Below are 20,168 nucleotides of genomic sequence, written 5' to 3' on the forward strand. Positions count from 1 at the left end.
TTATTATTCAATATTACGGATTTCGGCAGGATTTATCGCCATGCCTGATTCGCGAATCTGTTAAATGATGTTAATACCCGGTTTATTTTGTCAGCTTCCGGACTTCTTCGTCATTCATCTGAACCGGGTGCTGCTGCTTCAGCCGGTCGAGCCACTGCTTTTCCAGAAGCGCCTGATAGTCATTGATCACCGCACCCCGGGCTTCGTCAAAGGTTTTCAAACGGGGCGGCTCCACCTGATCGATTTTCACCAGCGCCACTTTGCCCTCGCGCCGAACGGTGGTCGTTCCCGCCTGCCAGTCGGCCGCGTCCAGGTAGGGATTGGCACCTTTGGCAAAAAGGCCTTCCGTTAGTCTGACGGCATTCGGGTCTTTGGCATTCAGGATTTTCTCCACGTCTTTTTTGGACGACGAGAACAACTGGAAGGTCACGCGCCGGGCTTTGTCAGTTTTGCCCGTGATGCCGGGCCGGAATTTGCCGTGGTCTTTTTCCATGATCCGGACAATCGGGATTCGATTGGCCGTCAGGAAGTTAACCACGGTCCGGATCCGGCTGGCTGAAACCGTGTCGCGCTCCGACGCATCGGCCGAACCCGAAACTTCGACCAGATAATCCGGATTTTTAATCAGTAACACCAACAGGTCAAACAGGGTTTCCCGTTGCTTGGCCGACAGCGCACTCTGGTTAGCGCCGTAGCTGAGTTCTTCGACCGACCGCCGGAGCTGATACGGACTTTTGGTCAGCATTTCCGAGGCCTGTTGAATGGTTTCGTCGTTCGGCGCGACCAGCACCGATGCCACCGCCCGCTGCTCATACCAGTATTTTTCCTTGTTGGCATCCCAGTAGGCCCGCTGGCCGAGCGAGTCGGTCAGTGATTTTTCCCAGACGTTCATTTCCATCACTTGCGAAAGCAGCACGCCGTCACGAATGTCGTTCATTAACGATTTGAATTCCGGGTATTTTTTCTCCAGCCCGGCTTCTTCCTGTTCAATCAGTTTGTCGTCGACAAAACGCCGGAACAGCCGTTCCATCTGAACCGTTGCCGAAGAGCCCGGTCCCCGGCGTGGTTGCTGCCGACGCAACACGGTTTCCAGAAATTCGTTGGCCGTGTAGGGTTGTTTATTGACGAGAACAATCGGTTTTTTCTCAATAGCCGGGTTCAGGGTTGCCGGCAGTTTCCATTTGCCATCCAGCAGACTGCTATCGGCCATCGCCAGGGTTTTGATCAGAACGTCCGGCGCTTCCGCCACCGTATACGTTTTGCGCAGCCGTTGAACCAGCGCCTGGCGGACGATTTCGGCCCGCGTGTCGGTCACCACTTTCTGGCGGAGCGTGCTGGCCATCGAGTCGAAGGATTCCAGGGGTTGCCGTTCCACCAGCCGAACGATGTGCCAGCCGTAATTGCTCTGAAACGGTTTTGAATAACTCCCGGGCTGCGACAGGCCGTAGGCGGCTTCTTCGAACGGTTGCACCATTTGTCCCACTCCAAAGACGGGCAAAACCCCGCCGGTGTTGCGCGACTCGCGGTCGTCCGAAAATTCTTTCACCAGTTTTTCAAAAGCTTCCCCCTTGACCAGCCGATTGTACGCTTCGTCGATGCGGTTTTTGGCCGCCCGCTGGCCTTCGTCACCCCCGCCCGAAACGGTCGCGCTGGGACTGATGCGCACCAGAATATGGGCCACCTGCACCTTGCCCCGGCTGGACCGTTTGTCGAGCACTTTTACCAGATGATACCCCGAACGCGAACGAACCGGCGCCGAAAGGCTGCCAACGGGCGTCGCATACGCAGCGGTTTCGATGGGGTAAACCACCTGAAAGGCCGTCAGATAGCCCAGGTTGCCGCCGTTCGTAGCCACCGTCGGGTCGTTGGAATGTTGCCGGGCTGCCGACGAAAAATCGGTGCCGCCGAGCAACTGTTTCCGGACTTCCAGCGCGGCCTGGTAAGCGGCCAGCGTATCGGCCGGAGCGGCATCTTCGGCCACGGCAAACAGAATGTGTGAAACGTTTACCTCTTCTTTCAGCCGCTCGTAGGCTTCGGCGGTCAGGTGTTCAATGACTTCTTTATCATTGAGATACGACTGCGCCAGTTGCTTGCGGTAGGTTGCAATTTCTTCCCGGAAACCTTCGGTGGTGTCGCGGCCTTCCTGTTCGGCGGCTATCACTTTTAGTTTCAGGTTGGTATATAAGTCGATGTATTCACGGAGGTCCGTCCGGCGCGACGAATCACCGCTGATCTGGTTCTTGGTAAACGACTGAAAAAACTCGTCGGTGGTAAAGGACCGGTTTCCCAGTTTCAGAATAACCGGATCGGGTGCTTTGGTGGCCACAGGAGCCGACGGTTTACAGCCCGCCAGCAAACTGCCGAGCAAAAAAATAACAGGCGCTTTTTTTGAAAAATGAATGGAGATCAAAACAGGTATGAATTGCGGTGAATGGTTTTTCGCGGCACGAATAAAGAAGCAAAACCGGTGAGAATCCGTCACGATTTAATCTTCTTTTCGCATTTGTCAATCATCTTCCATCTAGAATTAACGATTGGAAGCGGGCTTTATTTTTATTCGTTTGAGTTGAATATCGTATTCGACCTGGTATTCAAATGAATCGCGCAGGTGGCGTCCTGAAAACCGGGCTGGTACGTGCATGATTGCCGGTTTTTTCGATTTCCGGGCCTCGGGACTGTCGCGCAGTTCGGCGCTGCTTTGGCCCAGAATATCGTCCTGATCCAGCCGATCGGTCAGCTGAATGCCCAAACCGGCCGCCGTCAGCGCCGTCGTGACGTACTTCAACGGCGTCAGCAGTTCGGTACCCAGCTCAAAAAAACCGGTGGGCACCTGAATCCAGCCGTTGATGTCGCGAATGCGCTTGATCAATTGCTGCGCCTGCGTGTAATCATCGACTTCGATCAGCACCAGCGAGGCCACAACCTTGCCGCCTTTCGGAATCGTCACCTGCACCGGAACCTGGTTTTCGAAGGAAAGAACCGCTCCCTTTTTCACGTTTTCGACGCCCCAGGCGCCGGACGCAACGCCGACCAGTCGGTTTTGCCGGTCGAAAGCCGTCAGGGACCAGGTCATCATCAGTTCGTCTTTTCGGGTAATGGTTTCTTCCAGATTGACGGCTTTCAGGCTCCCCAGTTTCATTTCCGCCGTGAGCGGTTTTTGACTGGAACAGGCCGAAAGCACCAGGAAGAACAGCAAACAATACGGTTTCATGTGTGAATATCAGGCAACTTCTTCAATAACCGACGCGCCTTCCGACCCATCGCCGTTGGTCCAGCGCCAGCGTTCGTGCAGGCGAATCCGACCATCGGCCAGGATTTCGGGCGTCGAACGACAAACACCGGTGCGAAACAGGCCGTCGGTGTTCAGGTGCTGGTACGTCATTTCCAATTCGCCATCCGGCAGGACTTTGGCAATCAGAAACCCTTTAAGGACCGAACCGCCCCGGTATTCCGCCCAAACCACTTCGTTATCCTGGTGGTACCAGAAGGTGGTCGCTGCACTGACTTCGCCGTTTTCGGTGTTGGCCACCGAGCGGAAAACCTTCCCGTCGTACTGCATCAGTCGATGGCGGGTTCCTGCTGGCTCAGGCAATGGAAAGCGCCCAGCCCCCAGACAATTTCGGTGGCGTCGATGCCCACCACGTTCCGGTCCGGAAAACAACCTGTCAGAATGTCGATAGCCGTCTGGTCTTTATCGCACCGGAATGTCGGAACAATAACCGCGCCGTTGGTGATGTAAAAATTGGCGTAGGAAGCCGGTAAGCGCTGCTCTTCGCTAAAAACCGGGTCGGGCATTGGCAACTCGATGATGTTCAACTGCTTCCCGCTGATCAGGCGCATGTCTTTCACCTCGCGGTGAATTTCCTGCAGAAACGGATAATTTTCATCATTGGGGTTATTTTCAGTGGCAATCACCACCGTGTCTTCGTTGACAAACCGAACCGTATCGTCAATATGGCCGTCGGTATCGTCGCCCACAATGCCTTCTTCCACCCAGAGCACCTGCTGAACGCCGTAGTAATCACACAAATGCTGCTCGATCTGGGCTTGCGTCAGGTGCGAATTCCGGTTTTGGTTCAGCAGACAGGCGCGGCTGGTCAAAACCGTCCCCCGGCCGTTGAACTCCACCGCGCCCCCTTCCATGACAATGCCCGGATTGACGTAGGGCAAATGCCGGTAATGCGCAATTTCGACCGGAATCAGGCCGTCCCGGTCGTAGGGCGGGTATTTTCCACCCCAGGCGTTGTACTCCCAGTTGACGATGATTTTTTCCTTGGAAACCGGGTTGATCAAAAAGGCCGGGCCGTGGTCGCGGCACCACGAGTCATTAGTCGGGTGAGGCAGGAGCGTAACCTTCGACAGATCGATTCCCGCCATCAACAACCGCATTTTTGCCGTCTGAATTACGGTTTCGTTGTGGGCGTTGATGCAAACCGGCTCGCTTTCGCTGATGGCCCGGATGAATTCGAGGTAAGCCGGAAACATTTTTTCCTGCCGCTCATTCGACCAAGAGGCTTCAGTATGGGGCCAACTGAGCCAGGTTGCAACGTGGGGGTGCCATTCGGCCGGAAAGAAAAAACCGTTCCGGGCCGGAATGAAGGGGGTGTTTGTCGGTTGATGCTGGGAGTGTATCTTCATGCAATTTTTTCGATCACACCACAAAACTACAAAATTATGTCGGCATGCCGGATGCGAATCTTTCTGTTGGTTGGGTTGTGCGGGATAGCTTCGCTCGCTTCGGCGCAGGATCGTCAGCTGAGTGATGACGAATTAAACCGGCTCAGAATCTGGCACCCCGCCTACAAACCCCAGACACCACAGGAACAGGAATATTTTAAAAAGTATTCTTCGCCAACTGCTTACGAAACGATTGGGGAACTGGCCGACCGGATCGCCCAAAAAAAGGATACGGTTCAGGCGTTGCAAATCAACGTTGCGGTTTTGCAGAGGGGCGGTGTCGAACGGCTGGCCGAACTAAAAGAGGTCCGGCGGCTGAATCTGGACGTTGATTCGGCCACGGCGACTGGGACGTTATGGCGGGCCGTTGGCCAACTAAAACGCCTGCAGCGCCTGACGATTGTCCAGGTCAGCGCTGACCCCCGACCGGTGCTGCCAACATTTTCACTGGGGTTGCCCGCCGAGTTGCGGCAGTTGACGAATCTGGCGCAGCTGGAACTGGTTCTTCACCAGGCCGACTGGGCGCAGTCATTGGCCACGCTGGCCGGGATGCCCGCCCTGCGGAAGCTGACGCTGGCGGGCAACGGCCACCTGGCGACCCTGCCACTGGAGATTGGCAAGGTCCGGCAGTTGACGTCCCTGACCATTCGAAGTGGCGGTAACGCGGTTCGTATACCTACATCCCTGGGTGAGTTGACGGCGCTCAAGGAATTGCATATGAATTACTTACAGTCTGATCAGGCCACTGACTGGACGTTTCTGAGTAAACTGACGGAACTGGAAACTTTGCAGCTGTCGGGGACCAACCTGAACCGCTTGCCCGGACTGCAAAACCATAAAAAGTTACGCTCGCTGGAGCTCCAGGGAAATGAGCAGTTGACGCTCTCGGAAGACACATTTGAGGGGCTGACGGCGCTGGAAAAAGTAAATCTGACCAACTGCAAATTGCGGCAGTTTCCGGCCAGCCTGGCGCGAATAGGCGGTCTGAAGGAATTGCAGTTGAGCTACAATCTGTTGGGGGAATTGCCTGATTCGTTTGGTGCGCTGAAACAACTGGAAGTGTTGCAGCTCAGCAGTTGCCAGTTGCAGAAACTGCCCGCTTCAATGGGCGAGTTAAGCCGGCTGCGAATGCTTGATCTTTCGAATAACCAACTCGATACGCTGCGCTTTTCGTTTGACAACTTAACCGGCTTAACTTCTTTATCCCTCTTCAACAACCAGCTTCGGTATTTGCCGCCATCCCTTGGTCGATTAACGGTTTTAGACCAGTTGAATGTCTCGAATAACAAACTCGTTCAAGTACCGGAAACCCTGGGCGACTTGGCAAACCTGTCTAATCTGTCACTGGGAATGAACCAGTTAACCCGGTTGCCGGCGGGTATCGGGCGATTGCGGAAGCTCCGGCATCTGGAGGTCACGCAGAACCAGTTGCAGCAACTTCCGGCCGAAATCGGGCAGCTCCGGCGGTTGAATCAACTGAACCTGAGTGCGAATCAACTGACGGCACTGCCGGAAGCCTTCGGGAATCTGGACTCCCTGCAAATGCTTGATTTGTCGCGCAATCAGTTGACAGCCGCACCCGGTTTTTTGTTTCGTCTGACCGCTTTGCAGAGTTTAAACCTGATGGAAAACAAGCTGAGTGCGCTGCCGAACGAACTGGGAAAGCTGACCCGCCTGACGTATCTGGTTCTCGCCAACAATCGCCTGATCAGCCTGCCGCCGGAGCTGGGGAAGCTAGCCCGACTCCAGACCCTCTTAATCTCGGACAATCCGCTGGAACTTCTGCCCGAAACCGTGGCGCAGTGCCGGGATCTGGTTTCCATGTATGCCCGGAACACGAAATTGCGGATGCTGCCCGACGGAATCACCAAACTGCCCCGGCTGCAGGAGGTCGATTTGTCCGGCAATGAACTGACGATTTTACCGACTAAGCTCGGAAACCTAACGGAATTGCGGTCGCTGCGCCTGGGTCGGACCCGTTTGCTGGCCTTGCCGGAATCCATCGGCCGGTTGACGAAGCTGAATACCCTGCAGATTGGCGAACTGGAAAATGTGGTGACGACCGAATACGCGGGTTTGCACCAGTTGCCCGACAGCATTGTCTACTGCCAGGACCTCACCACCGTGCAGCTAGCCAACCAGTTTGGGCTCGACGGCGACGATACGTTTGCCAAAGTGAGCCAACTTAAGAAGCTGATGAATTTGACTTTGTTCCGCTGCAACCTGGAACGGCTCCCGGAAATGGACTGGAAAAACTTCCCGGTTTTTCAACTTTCGCTCATGCGAAACCGACTGAGCGAACTGCCGGTTTCCATGCTGGAAAGTCCTCGTTTGCAGCAGATTGGCTTGTTTGAAAACCTGCTTCCCAAACCGCTGAATACCAACTTTGGCAGCAAGGAAGCCCTGCGGCTGGCGTTCAGCGAAGCCGGTTTGCTGGCGCTGAATCAAATTGCCAAACCCAACCGGAACGTTGCCCAGGCGTATGCTCAGAAAGCTTTTCAGATGGCCGGGCAGCGCAATTGGACCGAAGCGTTTGCCAGCTTCGAGAAAGCCATCGAGTATGCCTCCGACACCCTGCGGGTTGTGCTGTTTGCGCAACGGGCCGATATGCACGTTTTTCGTCAGGAGTATAAAGAAGCCATCGCCGACTACGACCAGAGCATCCTGCTGGCCAATCGCCTGACGAAGGGCGTTTCTTCGCAACAGCCGTTTCAGAAATTGCAATTCGACCAGCCCGCCGTGCTGGCGTTGCGGGGCCGGGCCCACGCGAAAGCGAAACTGGGGCAAATCGAGGCTGCCGCTGCGGACATTGACCTGGCCATTCAGCGGATCACGGAGATCAGGGGGGATCCGCAATTGATAGGCAGCTTATGGATCGAACAGGGGCGGTACCGGACGCTGAAAAACAACGTTCAGGAAGCCAACGCGAGTTACCGGAAAGCCATTGAGGAATACGAGAAACAACCCTATGCGAATGTCGCCATTAAGCTGACCGTCGTTGAACTGCACCTGCTGGTGGGCCAGCCCGATCAGGCGCGGAAAGCGTTGCAGCAAATTGACAAACGTGAACTGATCCGGGGCAACGCGACGCTGGAAAAGTACCTGGAAGGCACCATTCAGGTGCTGAAAAGCGAAAAACCGGATGCGGATGTGCTGGCCGAGTTGAGTCAGTACGTATCGACGCATTCCGATCTTATTCTGGGCTGGAGCTTTGAGCTGTACGAAAACTGGTTGCCGCGTTCCGGTTTACCAATGGAAAAACAGGCGGTTTTACAGCAATTGACCCAACTCACCCAAGAACGGCTGCCAAAAATGGATTAGAACAGTTTACTCCAGGCAAAGCGAATGAGGAGGAGCATTCCCACAAAACCGACGATGATGTAGACAAACGGAATGTAAGTAACGGCGTAAATGCGGGTGCGGTCGATGAACCACAAAATACCGATCACGGCGGCAATGAGCGTCATGAAACCGGATAATTTACCGAAACCGGGAATGTAGGAAAACGGAAGTTTACGCTTGATCAGCATCAGCGTGGCCACCATGGTCACCACGGGCAGCACCTGCGTGATCAGGTTCATCTGCCAGATGCTTTGGCGTTCAAACAGAAAGAGATAGATGTTGAGCGTGACGGCGAAAATGCCCGGAATGCAGGCCAGATACACCAGCGTTGCGTAGACAAACCGCCACCGCCAGATTTTCTCCGCTTTCTCGCCCGACCATAAATTGACGATAAAAGCCAGCGCCGGGATCAGCAGCAGAAAAACCGTCAGCAGGGCGGGGTTGGAAGAAACGTACTGGAAGAAATCTTGTAGGGTCATCGGGAAAACAAAAAGAGTTGTTTCGCGGAGTTCAGCAGAGACTCCGCGAAACAACTCATAATCTTACAAGGTCAGCAAGTAACCAATGGTGAAGTTGGCGTCCCAGTCGAAAACAAACTGGTTGCAGTTGGTGCCGTCGGCGATGGCTTTATAGATGTTCACACCGGCTTTGGTTTTGGCTTCGGTCGATTTATACGCCGAGGGCGCATTCAAAACCGTGTAGCGTTCTTTGCCATTGCGAACTTCTTTTGCCAGCTCGAAGGGCACTCCACCGATGATGAAACAGGTTTTGCGGTTGCCCGCCGGAATCTGTTCGGCTTTGGCTTTCACTTCGTTATACACCTTGGCATCGTCGTCGCCGTTCTGGAAATACTTGGCGCCGTAGCTTTCCAGCGCGGAGGTTTTACCGCCATCTTTCCACGAAATCTTGGTGTTTCCGGAGCCAATGTCCACCACAAAACCGTTGCTTTCAAATTCTTTTGGCAACACCGACCGCAGCGCCAGCCGGCCTTCCTGCTCGGGCGTCACGGTATTGACCACGTAATTCAGGGACTTCAGGGCCTTGATGATTTTCTGCGTATTGTCGGCTTTCACCGCACCCGAGCTAACCACGAAATGGATATCGCGACCCGCCACGCCGTAATTCAGCATCTGGGAAATGTATTTTTTCAGGCCCTCGCGCACATCCTGATCGGTCGCCATGTTTTCCAGCACCAGGCTATTGCCGAATTCGGATTTTTCCAGTTTCCAGTTTTTCTTGGGATCAACCGTGATAACGAACGAGTTGAAGCCGCTGGCTCCCAGTTCGACGACGCCTTTCAGTTTGCCATTTTCGGGCGCGGGCGGGGTGAAATTAAACGTCGGTCGGGAACCGCCCGCGTCGGTGGCTTCCGTATCGGCAGTCGATTCCGTAGAGGCTTGTTCGGCGGATTCGGAGGACGCGGATGGCATCGAGGGAGAGTCGGCCGCTTGTTCGGTTTTGTCCTTTGGCGACAGTTTTTTCAGCAGGTCAACTCCGCCGATGTATTTAAAACCGAAATAAATAGCGGCCAGGATCAGAGCCGTGATAAGGAGCCTTCCGGCTACGGTCAAGCGTTGCATAAATCTTACTTTTGAATGATAGTGAATGAATGGGTAGTAGGGCCAGAAACCAGCGTGATGAATGGACGATAGAATAAGCGTATGAACTTCACTAGTCACTCATTCTATCATTCACTCATCACTCGGCGACCCGGTCAAAATTAGTCCAGCAAACTCCGATATCCATCATCTTTCGGGGGATTGATCTGGCGGTTCGGCACCGGGGGCGGAGTGGTTTCGTTGGCCTGAATAATTTTGAATTCGCCGTGGTTGTAGGCTTCGAGCAGCGCCTGGCCTTTGTCCGACAGGATACCGTTCTGGATATCCACCGAATTGATGAAATCCATCGACATGTCCATTGCGCGCTTCATTTCGCCCAGCTTTTTACTCATGTCGTCCTGAATGTATTCCATCGACTCATCGAAGTAGAACTTCTTGTCCGGGTTGCCTTTGAAAATGCTGATGGCGGTCCGCAGGGCGTTGGAGCTTTCCTTGACGATCTGGTATTCAGCTTCTTTAAGCTTTACCTTGATTTCCGTCTCCTTGATGATGTAGTCGGCGCTTTTGTTTACTTTTTCCATGAACTCCAGCACCGTGCGCATGTTGCGCTGGAGCGGTTGGAGTTTTTCGTTCATTTCCTGCAAACCGGCTCCTTCGATGGTGGCAAGCTGGGCCGCTTCACGCATGCCCGGGCGGTCGGCCAGGGTATTGGCTTTGTTGGCTTCGGCAAACTTCTGCTTAATATTCTCGTTATTCTCGGCAATCTTGCGGTTCAGTTTCACCAGCTGACCGGCCAGCGTGTCAATCTGCCCCTGCATGTTGCGCCGTTTGTTTTTCAGATCGTCCACGTAAATCTTCATGATGGCGATGGGGTCCAGCTCGATCACAATGCCTGTCAGTTTCCGCATCATCGTCTTGTACAGAAAGAAAACCGCCGTCCGCACATCCTTGCTGGTAAACAGGAAGATGATAAAGCCGAGCACCGCCAGCAAACCGGCCAGATACAGGGTGTTTTCGGTCACCCGGATGAGAAATTCGACGATTCGGTTGAAATAAACCAGCCCCATGGCACCAATGGCTGCCAGAAAAAACAGCCCTGAGATGCCTTCCGGACGACTCCAGAACGACCGCTTGTCGCCGTCGTCGGTTCGGCCACCCACTTGTGAGAAATCAGGAGTTGACGCCATTTTTTATCGGTTGAAGTTTAAGGTTTAACGGGTAATGGTATGCGGTTTACGGTTTTTGGTTTACGGTGGGCCGCCGGAACGGATGCCTTCAGCGTTCAACATTCGAAATTCAATATTCGGTATTGGTCAAAAAGGCGCCCGCCAACCGAAGCGCCGGCCCGGCAAAGCGTCAGCCCGGCGAATACCGAAAACCGTATACTGAAAACCGGATACCGTTATTTAATGTATTCCCCCAGTTTAAGCAAATCCCGCTTGATCTGACCGAGAAAGACGGCCAGGGTCGCTTCGTAATTGCTTTTATTCTGGGCAATTTTCTGGCTTTGTTCGTCAATTTCGCCCCCAATTTTGGCCAGTCGGTCGTTGTTGACGTCGATCTTTTTTTGGAGTTCCAGAATCTGTCTGGCCAGTTGTTCGTTTTCGGTTTGCAGTTGCTTCTGTTCGTTGGTCAACCCGCCGACCTTTTCATTCAGGGCCGCGTCCACCGTTCGGGAAAAAGCCTGCTGGTCGTTAGTCAGCGCCGAAAGATACTGATTGGCCGAACTAACCAGAACCGCCACATCGCCGGAACCGCCCATTGCCTTGAAACTCGCCCAGGCGGCCTGGTACTGCTGATCTTCGCTCAGGTTAAGATTTGCCAGGTTCTTCAGGGTTTCCCGAAACTCGAAGTAGTCGGGGCCCGGCTGATTGGCTTTGGACAGCACCGACGCAAAGTGATCGACAAATTTGGTGTCGACCGAACCTTCCGGACCACCGACCCCGACCGGCGACGGACTGGCCATGGGCCTGGGAGCCGAAACCGGCGTCCCCGGATTGGAAGGTGCCACCACCGGATTGCTTTGATTTTGCGGAACCGTCGGAACCGGTTTGTCCGTTGCCGGCGCGTCCTTGATAAAAAGATTCAGGAGTCGTTTTCCGAAGCCATCCAGCCCCGGATTGTTTTCTGGTTGTTCTGCCATCGTGTTTTCGTTCAAACGTTTCGCTTATGCGGATGAAAGACGGAACAATATTAGGTGGGTGCAAGATGAGAAAATAACCGTTTTAAGCCAAACGGTTCCCTTGTGGCCTGTAAGGAAAAAAACAAGGCCGAAGTCAATGTAGATACATTAAAACCGGCCTTTGCAAAAAATCGGTAAACGGAAAAGACGCTAATCAGGCTTTCTTGCGGCCTCCGGCGGTTTTTGCCATGGTTGCCCGGCCCAGGTAGATTTCGTCGCCCGTCAGATTAAGGGTCGTGTAAAACTGGTAGCCATCTTCGACGTACCGCAGCATCACCTGTTTCTGCTGGCCGGTTTTGCCGTACGGCTGCGTGGCCGCTACCAGAATCTGATTGCCGTTGACAATGGCCCGGACAAACGGTACATCGTGCGTTTTGAGCTGATTGCCCGTGTATTTATACCAGGTCTTTCCACCATCGACCGAACATTCCGTTTGCTCGTTCAGGTATTTTTCGCGGCCATTGAACAGGTCGCCATGGTGCTTGAACAACCGCCAGAGGCCGTGAATATAATGTTCGTAACAGGCGTAAACCCGGTCGTTGCCAAGTCCCTGCAGATTGACCTCCGTGGGCGTTGGCTGGTCGGGTTTCAGTTCGTTGGCGTCGTCCCAGAACAAAACACCGTAGGCGCCCGTAAACCAGTAAAAAACCGCAACGCCCTCGGCAATGGCGGGCGGAGCCGCGTTTTTGGCTTTTTCACTGTTTGGAAAATCGCTGCTCTGGGTGTTGAACAGCCACTGCCACGCAATCCGCTTCTTGGGCGAAAGCTTCATGTTGACCTCCTGCTCGTGCAGTAAAGCCGCCAGCCAGTGGCGCGATCCATCATCGTTGTGCCTGATGGAGTAATCAAATTCCGGATACAGGTAGTAGGTGCCGGGCATCTGGAAATCAATGAAATCCGAATAGGACTTGCCCACAATGTCGTCGGGCATACCCCGCTGGCGGGACGTTTCCGTTTGCTTGGCGGGCATATCCCAGAGCCAGTCCGGACGGGCATTAAAATCACGGGCCCGCGAATACCCGTACCCATTCAGCGGAACCGGCGCAATGGAGCCGACTTCGGTATACGGACTGAGCCACTGCCGCAGCGTTTTCGTCATGAAAACATACAGGTTGGCGTGTTCCTGCCGGTTCATTGGATTGCTAAGGCCTTCGTTCTCAATGTCGAAAAAGATCTTTCCGTAGGTAATCAACTTATTGTCGGGCGCGCAGTCGCCAAAATTCTCACATTCACCGTTGAGTTCCTGGATGGCTTTGGCAATGCTGTTTTTAAAGTTCGGATCGCCCCACGGACGGGCATACCAGGTTTCCGGCGCCCGGTCGCCCAGGCGCGACCAAACAATGTTGAAAGGCTCCTCCGCCATGTAGCCCTGGCCGATGGTCAGCGCCCGCTGCGACGGTTTCAGGCGGCTCGTCCAGCCCTCCGGTTTTTGATTCCACGGACTCCGGAATTCTTCGGGCGCCATCCGGCTTTTGTCGATGGACGAGAAGCCCCGGCGGAACAGTTTCGACCAGTCCTGTGCAACGTGCAGATTGCGCCCGGCGGCATGAAACGTGATGGTTTTGGTCGCGGGGAGCGTAAAATCGCCGACCACATCGGGATTCCAGTAGCCTTTGCGGGTGGTGGGGGTAAACGCCTGCCGGGGCGTCGGGGTCAAAGCCGTCGAACGGGGCAGGGCTCCCTGGTGAACAACGGTGACGGGCTCCGGGCCGCGTACGTAATCGAGATACCAATATCCGGCTCCTAACGTTCCGGCCACTAAAGCAGTCAAAAAAAACTTCATACGGTTGGTCATTCGTCTAAATAACGTTTCGTGATCGGCTGGTACGAATCAATGCGCCGGTCGCGGAAATAAGGCCAGGTGGTGCGGTATTTGTCGGTCAGATCCAGGTCAACTTCCTGGACATGAACCACTTCCTGCTCGTGCGGGGCCAGATACAGCAGCGAGCCGTGCGGATTGGCTACAAACGAACCGCCCCAAAACCGCTGGCCTCCTTCGACCCCCACCCGGTTGACGGAAACCACATGCACTCCGTTGGCAATCGCGTGGCTCCGCTGGATGGTTTGCCAGGCGCTGTACTGTTCTTCGTCCACCTTCGGGTCGGTTTCTTCCGTATCCCAGCCGATGGCCGTCGGGTAAAACAGAATTTCGGCACCCATCAGCGAGGTGATGCGGGCCGGCTCCGGATACCACTGGTCCCAGCAAATCAAAACGCCGATTCGGGCGTATTTCGTATCAAATACCTTGTAGCCCAGATCGCCGGGCGTAAAGTAAAATTTCTCGTAATAGCCCGGATCGTCGGGAATGTGCATCTTCCGGTATTTGCCCAGATACGTACCGTCAGCGTCCAGAACCGCCGTGGTGTTGTGGTATAAACCGGCGGTGCGTTTTTCAAACAACGACGCAATGACGACGGTATTGGTTTCGCGGGCGATTTTACCCAGTCGTTCCGTGGTGGGGCCGGGAATGGCTTCGGCCAGGCTGAAATTGTGGTGATCTTCCACATCGCAGAAGTAAAGCGAGCGGAACAGTTCCTGTAAACAAACAATTTGCGCACCCTTCGCGGCCGCTTCCCGAATGCCTGCAATGGCTTTTTCAAGATTGGCCTCCAGGTCGGCCGAGCAGGACATCTGCACCAGGCCAATGTTTACTTTTTTAGACATGGTTCGGAATGGAATTAGCGCTCCGGCCCCATTCGACGGGTCGAAGGACCGGCACCGCGTTTTAATTCGCTGAGGTCAAAATCAAACGGCAGCTCATTCATGCATTTGAAATGACCCAGCGGGCAGCGTTCGTAGCCAATTTTAGAACACGGACGGCACCGTAACGGTTTATTTTCGAGCGAAACATAATGCGTCTGGTACGGATACATCCCCAGTTGTGGCGTGGTGTTGCCCCAGATGGCGTACACCTTTTTCTTGAGGGCGGCCGCAATGTGCATCAAACCGGTATCGTGGCTGAAAACCAGCGCCGACTGTTGCAGCAACGAAGCCGACTGGTTCAGATTGTACTTCCCGCAGGCATTGTAAATCAGCTTGTCGCCCAACGCCAGGCGGACCTCTTCGCCGGCGGCTGCGTCTTCTTTTCCGCCCAGCAAAACAACGGGATAATTTATTTTCCGGCACAGTTCAATCATGCGCGCGACGGGCAATTTCTTGGTGTTGTGCTGTCCGCCGATGGCGTAGGCCACAAATTTCCGGCGGTGCGTCGCGGGAATCCATTCCGGTTCGACCATGTCTTTGTACGGAATGAAGTAATCCAGCCCCCGGCCATCGTTGACAACGCCGAAGGATTTCGTGGTTTTCAGATACCGATCAACGACGTGAACATCGGGCATGGTCTTCACCTTAAACCGCACGTAGAGCCATTTTTCCCAATTCAGCTTGTCGAAACTGGACGACCGGACGCCCAGCCGCAACTTGATCTGCAAGGTCCGGAGGTTGTTGTGTAAATCGATGATGTAGTCGTATTGCTCGGCCCGCAACTGGCGGATCAGCTCACTCAGGGTTCCGTCCAGGTAAAAACCTTTATCAACGTAAGGGTTGGATTCGATCAGGGCGTGGAAAGACCGCTTGGTGCAAAAATGAACCTCCGCACCCGGCACCTGTTGTTTCAGGCAGCGAATCACCGGTGTCGTCAGCACGATGTCGCCGATGGAAGAAAACCGGATGATCAGAAATTTTACGGATGGTGTGTGCATTTGCCGTCAAAATTACGATAAATCGCGACTACCACCAACCCGGTTTTTGCGTAGTCCGGTATAAACTGGTTTCGCAGGGGTAGCAGGGGTCGGGCGGTACCAGTTTATAATTGGGCGGACCGGTGAGCGTGGGCGTTCCTATGCCATCCAGACGATCCACGTACAAAGCGCTCACGGCAATACCGACGGCTCCAAAATACCCAAAAACCGGCTCGTTGGGCGCGCTGACACACCGGAGGTTGCCCCGAACCGTCGCCGGAGCCGCATCGAACAAACCGCCGGTATTGGAAACCAGTTTGCGCACACTTTCAAAAAACCGGAAAGCCCCCGCACTGATGGTCTGCTGTTCGACCTCAAGGTAGTACCGCAGATTCGACGTGTACGGCACGCGCGTGATCAGCTGGCCGCTCAGCACTTTGCCGTTGATGGCTGCGTCGGACCGGACGTTCAGGCAGTCGTAACACCGGACAATATCCCAGCAGGGCGAACAGCACTGTTGGTCGTAAAAGATATCCGAGAACTGGGATTGACGGTAGGTATTGCACACCTGAATCTGCTCATAATGGGTCCAGGTCCAGCGGTAATAATCACCGGCCGTTTCGGAATCTTTGAGATCCACGTACACGTCCCAGCCGCTCCGGTCTTCGGAGGTCAACGCAAACGGATCTTCCCGAAACCGGTAGTACACGCGCTGAATCGGCACGGCGGTTTTCAGCAGTTCCAGCTCCGATTCATACTGTTTGCCCGTCTTGGTCTGGATCGAAATTTTGTAACTCCGTCCGGCGACGCCCTGCATCCCGTCTTTTCGGGTTTGATAAACTCCGGTATTGGGCGTTTCCTGCAACACTTCCTGATTGCCCAGATTATCGGTTAAGGTCACCGTAGCGCCGGAAGTAATCAGATTCAGGCCCGCGAAGGAGTAATCGCTGGTCTGCGTTAATTTGACCGAATACGGCCCCGGCTGATCGGTGATCATGCCTTCCACAACCAGCGACGGCTCAATGGATTGGGTTTCGGGCTGGAAAGGCGACAGGCAGGAAACGGCGCCGAGGGCCATGCTGGCAAAAAGAAAAAACGGACGTAAAATGCTCATGGAACGGGCAGTTATTGGTCCCACCACCGTGGCTTTTGGGGGGTTCGGAAGGGGCTTTCGACGCAGGCAATGCAGGGAGCCAGTGGATTGGTCTGAATTCGTTTGAAAACCGGGAAGCCAACGGCGTCTTTGGAGCGATCAACCTTCAGGGGCATCACGCTGATTCCGCTGGCCCCGAAATAACCGTAAACCGGCTCATCCGGATGACTGACACACCGCACATTGCCACCAACGGTCGCCGGGGCCGAATCGAACAAACCGCCTGTGTTGTTGACCAACTTCCGGACGCTGTTGAAAAACCGGAACGCGCCCTCGCTGATGGACTGCTGTTCCACTTCCACGTAATAGATTCCCCGCGACGTAAACGGCACACTGAGAACGAGTTGCCGGTTGATGGCTTTCCCGTTGACGGCGGCATCGGAACTGACGTTGATGCAGTTGCTGTAGCACTGGTTGATGTCCCAGCAGCTCGTGCAGCAGGGCAAACCGGTGAATATGCCTTCCGAATTGGCATCGTCCGAAACAAAACAGGCCGCGGTGAATTCGTAGTTTTTCCAGGTCCAGCGGTAATAATCGCCGGATGATTCGGGGTCTTTGGTATCCAGATACACGTCCCAGGTGTTGCGCTTGTCGTTGGTAGTCGCGAAGGGATTGTACTGGTATTCGTACGTCAACTGGCTGATCGGCGGGGCCGCTTTCAGGAGTTCCGGAGCCGATTCATACTGGCGCCCGTCAGTGGTGTTGATTGAGATTTTGTAGGAACGGCCCGAAATTCCGCGCATCCCCGCTGCGGAGGTCTGGTATGAACCGGGCTGGTTTTCCAGCAACACTTCCTGGTTTCCCGCGTTATCGGAAAGGATAACGGTGGCCCCCCGTACGTTCAGATTCAAACCGGTAAACGTATAATCGGCGGTATAGCTCAGGGTGACCGTATACGGCCCCGGCTGATCGGTGATCATGCCTTCCACCACAATTGACCGGCCGATGGTTTGCGTGTCCGGCTGGTAGGGGGTCAGACAGGAACTCACCAGACCGAGCAGCAGCACCAGAAGCGGGCAGAAGCGGAGCAGGGTTGCCAGGGATGCGGTTTTTACGATGCGTTTCATAGATCTCGAAACCGTCAGAATTTGAAATTGTACGTCAGCGATGGAAAAGCCGACCCGAACACCGAGAGCTTGTAGGCGTCGTTCAGCGAGGCCGAATTCAGCTTGAAAAACACCGAATACGCATTCTTCCGGGCGTAAACATTGTAAATCGAAAACACCCAGCTTCGCTCGTAACGCCGTTTTTTAGCCGGGTCCTGGTTAAACTCGACGGCAAAATCCAGCCGGTGATAATCCGGGATCCGCTGCTGGTTGCGGTTGATGTAGATGGGAACGATGATGCCGTTGACGCGCGCCCGGGCGTAGGGCTGGGTCACGGGCCGACCGGTGCTGTACGTAAAATTGAAGGAAACGTTCACCCGGTTATTGGGCCGCAGGGTGGCCATCGCGTTCAGGGTGTGCGGTTTGTCGAAGTTGGCGGGGTAGGGGTTGCCGTTGTTCACCCGTTCCTGCGGAAAAACACCGTTGATGGTGTAAATCGAACGCGAATACGTGTAACTGAGCCAGCCGATCAGGTGCCCTTTGTTTTTACGAAGTTGCGTTTCCAGCCCATACGCCTGCCCGTTGCCCTGCAACAACTCGGTTTCGGGCGTGGCATTCAGCAGCAATTCCGCACCGTCTTTGTAGTCGATGGCGTTTTTCAGGGTTTTGTAGTAGACCTCCGCCGAGACTTCGTAGGCATTTCCGGCCGTATTCCGGAAATAACCGACCGACCATTGATCCGCAATCTGGGGTTTGATAAAGGAGTCGCTCAGTTTCCAACGAGAAATGGGCAAAGCCGCTGTGGTGTTCGTGATTTGGTGAATATACTGCCGCAGCCGGTTGTATCCGGCCTTGACCGACTGCCCTTCGGCCAACGTCCAGCGCAGCGCCAGCCGGGGTTCGATGCCGCCGTTTTGGTGGAAAATCCGGCCTTTCGGGTAGGTGGCCGAGGAAGTCGCCGTTTCGGGTTCGCGCGGAACGCCTTCCTGATAAATGGGAACCGTAGCGGCTCCCCGGTTTAGCAACCGGGAATAGCGAATACCGCCCAGGATGGAAACCGCATCGTTGATTTTCCATTCGTCCTGCGCATAAACCGCCAGTTCATAGGCCTGTTCAACGGGGAGTGTTTTCGGCAAAACGTTGGATAAGTAGCCGGGAATGAGCCGGTTGGGCTGGAGGTAATAATCGATCAGACTGATACCGCCCTGCAACTGGTGATTGTCGGTAGCCGCAATGCTCAGATCGGCTTTCAGCTGACGGTGCAAAATCTCCGACGTGAGCCGGAAGGAATTGGCCGAATCGGGCGCGGAGGTTTCGGGGCGGTACTGACTGAAAACCGCCGTGGTGGTGAGGTTAAACCGGTCGTTGATGAAATAATTCCACTTCAGGGTGCCGTTCAGCGTGCGGTATTCGAAAATCGTGGACGAAGCGTTGACTTCCACGCTGGAAAGGGAATCCGACGCCAGTTTAAAATTGTCGAAACTGTGGTAACCCGTGAACGTAACCGTGTGCTTTTCGTTGGGTTGAAATTTGATTTTTGTCGTTAAATCGTAAAAGTTGGCTTTCGTTTCCCGAAGGCGCGGGGGCATGAGCTTGAACAGAAAATCGTTGAACGACGCCCGCCCGGCCAGCAGAAACGACAGTTTTTTGTTTAAAAGCGGCCCTTCGATCCCCAGACGGCTGGCCACAAGCCCGATGCCGCCGTTGACGGAGATGCGCTCCGTTTCCGGTTCTTTCACCCGAATGTCGAGCACCGAAGCCGCCCGGCCGCCCATGCTCGGCGCAATACCGCCCCGGTTCAGGGTTACATCGCGGACAATATCGGGGTTGAAAACCGAGAAAAAACCCATCAGGTGACTCGAATTGAAAACCGGTGCGTCGTCCATCAGCACCAGGTTCTGGTCGGTGCTGCCTCCGCGCACGTTGATGCCCGGTGCGCCTTCGCCCACGGTGGTGACGCCCGGCAGCAACAGCAAGCTGCGCACCACATCCGCTTCTCCCATAAAGGCCGGAATCCGCTTGATGGTTTTGATGGTCATCTGCGTCACGCCCAGTTCTACTTTCTTGACATTGCGGTCGGGCGATTCGGTCGTAACGGTCACTTCTTCGAGGTCTTTGGAATCGTCCTCCAGCAGAATTTCCGTTAAAATCGTCTTATCGAGCGTAATGGTGCGGGTCTGCGACCGAAAACCGAGGTGTGAAAACTTGACGTTGTAGGTGCCCGGCGGGAGCGGAATGACGAAAAAACCGTCACGGCTGGTGTTAACACCCCGGCGGTTTTCGGTAATAAAAACCGATACCCCCTGAATGGGCTGTTGAGTGACCGCATTCCGCACGTAGCCCGTCAGCGAGTGGTGGGAAGGATCGGTTTTGGGCTGAGCAACAGCGAAAAGAATAGAAAGCCAACTGCACGCAATGGTGAAGTAGAAAAATCGCATGAATGTCAGGTCGTAATAATTGGTTTCAGTTTTGTAAAGATCAACTATTGACTAGTAAATAGCCAATAATCGTGCTATTAAAATTCTATCC

The 20,168-nt window shown here is 54.5% G+C and carries 15 protein-coding genes; 1 reads left to right on the forward strand and 14 read right to left on the reverse strand.

Translation table 11 applies throughout. From position 1 onward, the window contains the following. Positions 1–82: 82 nt before the first annotated feature. The 4 genes from ACYVHX_RS22995 to ACYVHX_RS23010 form a co-directional block, all read right to left on the reverse strand. Complete coding sequence (locus ACYVHX_RS22995; protein WP_460674043.1) at positions 83–2,410, reverse strand: peptidylprolyl isomerase; 2,328 nt, start codon at positions 2,408–2,410, stop codon at positions 83–85. A 117-nt stretch (positions 2,411–2,527) separates the two neighbouring features. Beyond that, entirely contained in the window at positions 2,528–3,211 is a 684-nt protein-coding gene (locus tag ACYVHX_RS23000) for a hypothetical protein (protein WP_460674044.1), read from the reverse strand. Positions 3,212–3,220: 9 nt separating this feature from the next. After that, the gene (locus ACYVHX_RS23005; protein WP_460674045.1) at positions 3,221–3,559 is read right to left on the reverse strand and encodes a n-acetylglutamate synthase; all 339 of its coding nucleotides are present in this window, start codon (positions 3,557–3,559) and stop codon (positions 3,221–3,223) included. Continuing rightward, positions 3,559–4,638, reverse strand: a complete 1,080-nt coding sequence (locus tag ACYVHX_RS23010; protein ID WP_460674046.1) for an agmatine deiminase family protein — start codon at positions 4,636–4,638, stop codon at positions 3,559–3,561. Before ACYVHX_RS23010 ends, ACYVHX_RS23005 begins: the two co-directional genes overlap by 1 nt. Positions 4,639–4,674: 36 nt before the next feature. Here ACYVHX_RS23010 and ACYVHX_RS23015 point away from each other — a divergent pair, with 36 nt between their 5' ends. Then, positions 4,675–7,998, forward strand: coding sequence for a leucine-rich repeat domain-containing protein (locus ACYVHX_RS23015; RefSeq protein WP_460674047.1), 3,324 nt, complete (start codon positions 4,675–4,677; stop codon positions 7,996–7,998). Here the strand turns inward: ACYVHX_RS23015 and ACYVHX_RS23020 are convergent. The 10 genes from ACYVHX_RS23020 to ACYVHX_RS23065 all read right to left on the reverse strand — a co-directional run bounded on the left by ACYVHX_RS23020 (position 7,995) and on the right by ACYVHX_RS23065 (position 20,077). Beyond that, the gene (locus ACYVHX_RS23020; RefSeq protein ID WP_460674048.1) at positions 7,995–8,498 is read right to left on the reverse strand and encodes a hypothetical protein; all 504 of its coding nucleotides are present in this window, start codon (positions 8,496–8,498) and stop codon (positions 7,995–7,997) included. The genes ACYVHX_RS23015 and ACYVHX_RS23020 overlap by 4 nt on opposite strands. Positions 8,499–8,561: 63 nt before the next feature. Next, complete coding sequence (locus ACYVHX_RS23025) at positions 8,562–9,599, reverse strand: Ppx/GppA phosphatase family protein (RefSeq protein ID WP_460674049.1); 1,038 nt, start codon at positions 9,597–9,599, stop codon at positions 8,562–8,564. A 140-nt stretch (positions 9,600–9,739) separates the two neighbouring features. Next, entirely contained in the window at positions 9,740–10,765 is a 1,026-nt protein-coding gene (locus ACYVHX_RS23030) for a hypothetical protein (protein ID WP_460674050.1), read from the reverse strand. Between the two features lie 215 nt (positions 10,766–10,980). Beyond that, positions 10,981–11,721, reverse strand: a complete 741-nt coding sequence (locus ACYVHX_RS23035) for a hypothetical protein (protein ID WP_460674051.1) — start codon at positions 11,719–11,721, stop codon at positions 10,981–10,983. Between the two features lie 193 nt (positions 11,722–11,914). Then, complete coding sequence (locus tag ACYVHX_RS23040; RefSeq protein WP_460674052.1) at positions 11,915–13,543, reverse strand: hypothetical protein; 1,629 nt, start codon at positions 13,541–13,543, stop codon at positions 11,915–11,917. Between the two features lie 8 nt (positions 13,544–13,551). Continuing rightward, a complete protein-coding gene (locus tag ACYVHX_RS23045) occupies positions 13,552–14,424 on the reverse strand; it encodes a carbon-nitrogen hydrolase (RefSeq protein WP_460674053.1) in 873 nt (290 codons plus the stop codon). Positions 14,425–14,438: 14 nt separating this feature from the next. Beyond that, positions 14,439–15,461 carry a glycosyltransferase family 9 protein gene (locus tag ACYVHX_RS23050; RefSeq protein WP_460674054.1) on the reverse strand — a complete coding sequence of 341 codons (1,023 nt, stop codon included), beginning with the start codon at positions 15,459–15,461 and terminating at the stop codon, positions 14,439–14,441. Positions 15,462–15,489: 28 nt separating this feature from the next. Beyond that, positions 15,490–16,554, reverse strand: a complete 1,065-nt coding sequence (locus ACYVHX_RS23055) for a DUF4249 domain-containing protein (protein WP_460674055.1) — start codon at positions 16,552–16,554, stop codon at positions 15,490–15,492. An 11-nt stretch (positions 16,555–16,565) separates the two neighbouring features. Beyond that, the gene (locus ACYVHX_RS23060) at positions 16,566–17,660 is read right to left on the reverse strand and encodes a DUF4249 domain-containing protein (protein ID WP_460674056.1); all 1,095 of its coding nucleotides are present in this window, start codon (positions 17,658–17,660) and stop codon (positions 16,566–16,568) included. A gap of 14 nt (positions 17,661–17,674) precedes the next feature. Continuing rightward, positions 17,675–20,077 carry a TonB-dependent receptor domain-containing protein gene (locus ACYVHX_RS23065; protein WP_460674057.1) on the reverse strand — a complete coding sequence of 801 codons (2,403 nt, stop codon included), beginning with the start codon at positions 20,075–20,077 and terminating at the stop codon, positions 17,675–17,677. Positions 20,078–20,168: the final 91 nt, after the last annotated feature.

The organism is Larkinella ripae (assembly GCF_054780775.1).

What these genes read in the sequence shown, in the direction of transcription:
- ACYVHX_RS23005 (WP_460674045.1), bottom strand. Translation starts at nt 3,559, where the DNA reads ATGCAGTACGACGGGAAGGTTTTCCGCTCGGTGGCCAACACCGAAAAC.
- ACYVHX_RS23020 (WP_460674048.1), bottom strand. Translation starts at nt 8,498, where the DNA reads ATGACCCTACAAGATTTCTTCCAGTACGTTTCTTCCAACCCCGCCCTG.
- ACYVHX_RS23050 (WP_460674054.1), bottom strand. Translation starts at nt 15,461, where the DNA reads ATGCACACACCATCCGTAAAATTTCTGATCATCCGGTTTTCTTCCATC.
- ACYVHX_RS23060 (WP_460674056.1), bottom strand. Translation starts at nt 17,660, where the DNA reads ATGAAACGCATCGTAAAAACCGCATCCCTGGCAACCCTGCTCCGCTTC.
- ACYVHX_RS23055 (WP_460674055.1), bottom strand. Translation starts at nt 16,554, where the DNA reads ATGAGCATTTTACGTCCGTTTTTTCTTTTTGCCAGCATGGCCCTCGGC.
- ACYVHX_RS23015 (WP_460674047.1), top strand. Translation starts at nt 4,675, where the DNA reads ATGTCGGCATGCCGGATGCGAATCTTTCTGTTGGTTGGGTTGTGCGGG.
- ACYVHX_RS23065 (WP_460674057.1), bottom strand. Translation starts at nt 20,077, where the DNA reads ATGCGATTTTTCTACTTCACCATTGCGTGCAGTTGGCTTTCTATTCTT.
- ACYVHX_RS23010 (WP_460674046.1), bottom strand. Translation starts at nt 4,638, where the DNA reads ATGAAGATACACTCCCAGCATCAACCGACAAACACCCCCTTCATTCCG.
- ACYVHX_RS23030 (WP_460674050.1), bottom strand. Translation starts at nt 10,765, where the DNA reads ATGGCGTCAACTCCTGATTTCTCACAAGTGGGTGGCCGAACCGACGAC.
- ACYVHX_RS23000 (WP_460674044.1), bottom strand. Translation starts at nt 3,211, where the DNA reads ATGAAACCGTATTGTTTGCTGTTCTTCCTGGTGCTTTCGGCCTGTTCC.
- ACYVHX_RS23035 (WP_460674051.1), bottom strand. Translation starts at nt 11,721, where the DNA reads ATGGCAGAACAACCAGAAAACAATCCGGGGCTGGATGGCTTCGGAAAA.
- ACYVHX_RS23040 (WP_460674052.1), bottom strand. Translation starts at nt 13,543, where the DNA reads ATGAAGTTTTTTTTGACTGCTTTAGTGGCCGGAACGTTAGGAGCCGGA.
- ACYVHX_RS23045 (WP_460674053.1), bottom strand. Translation starts at nt 14,424, where the DNA reads ATGTCTAAAAAAGTAAACATTGGCCTGGTGCAGATGTCCTGCTCGGCC.
- ACYVHX_RS23025 (WP_460674049.1), bottom strand. Translation starts at nt 9,599, where the DNA reads ATGCAACGCTTGACCGTAGCCGGAAGGCTCCTTATCACGGCTCTGATC.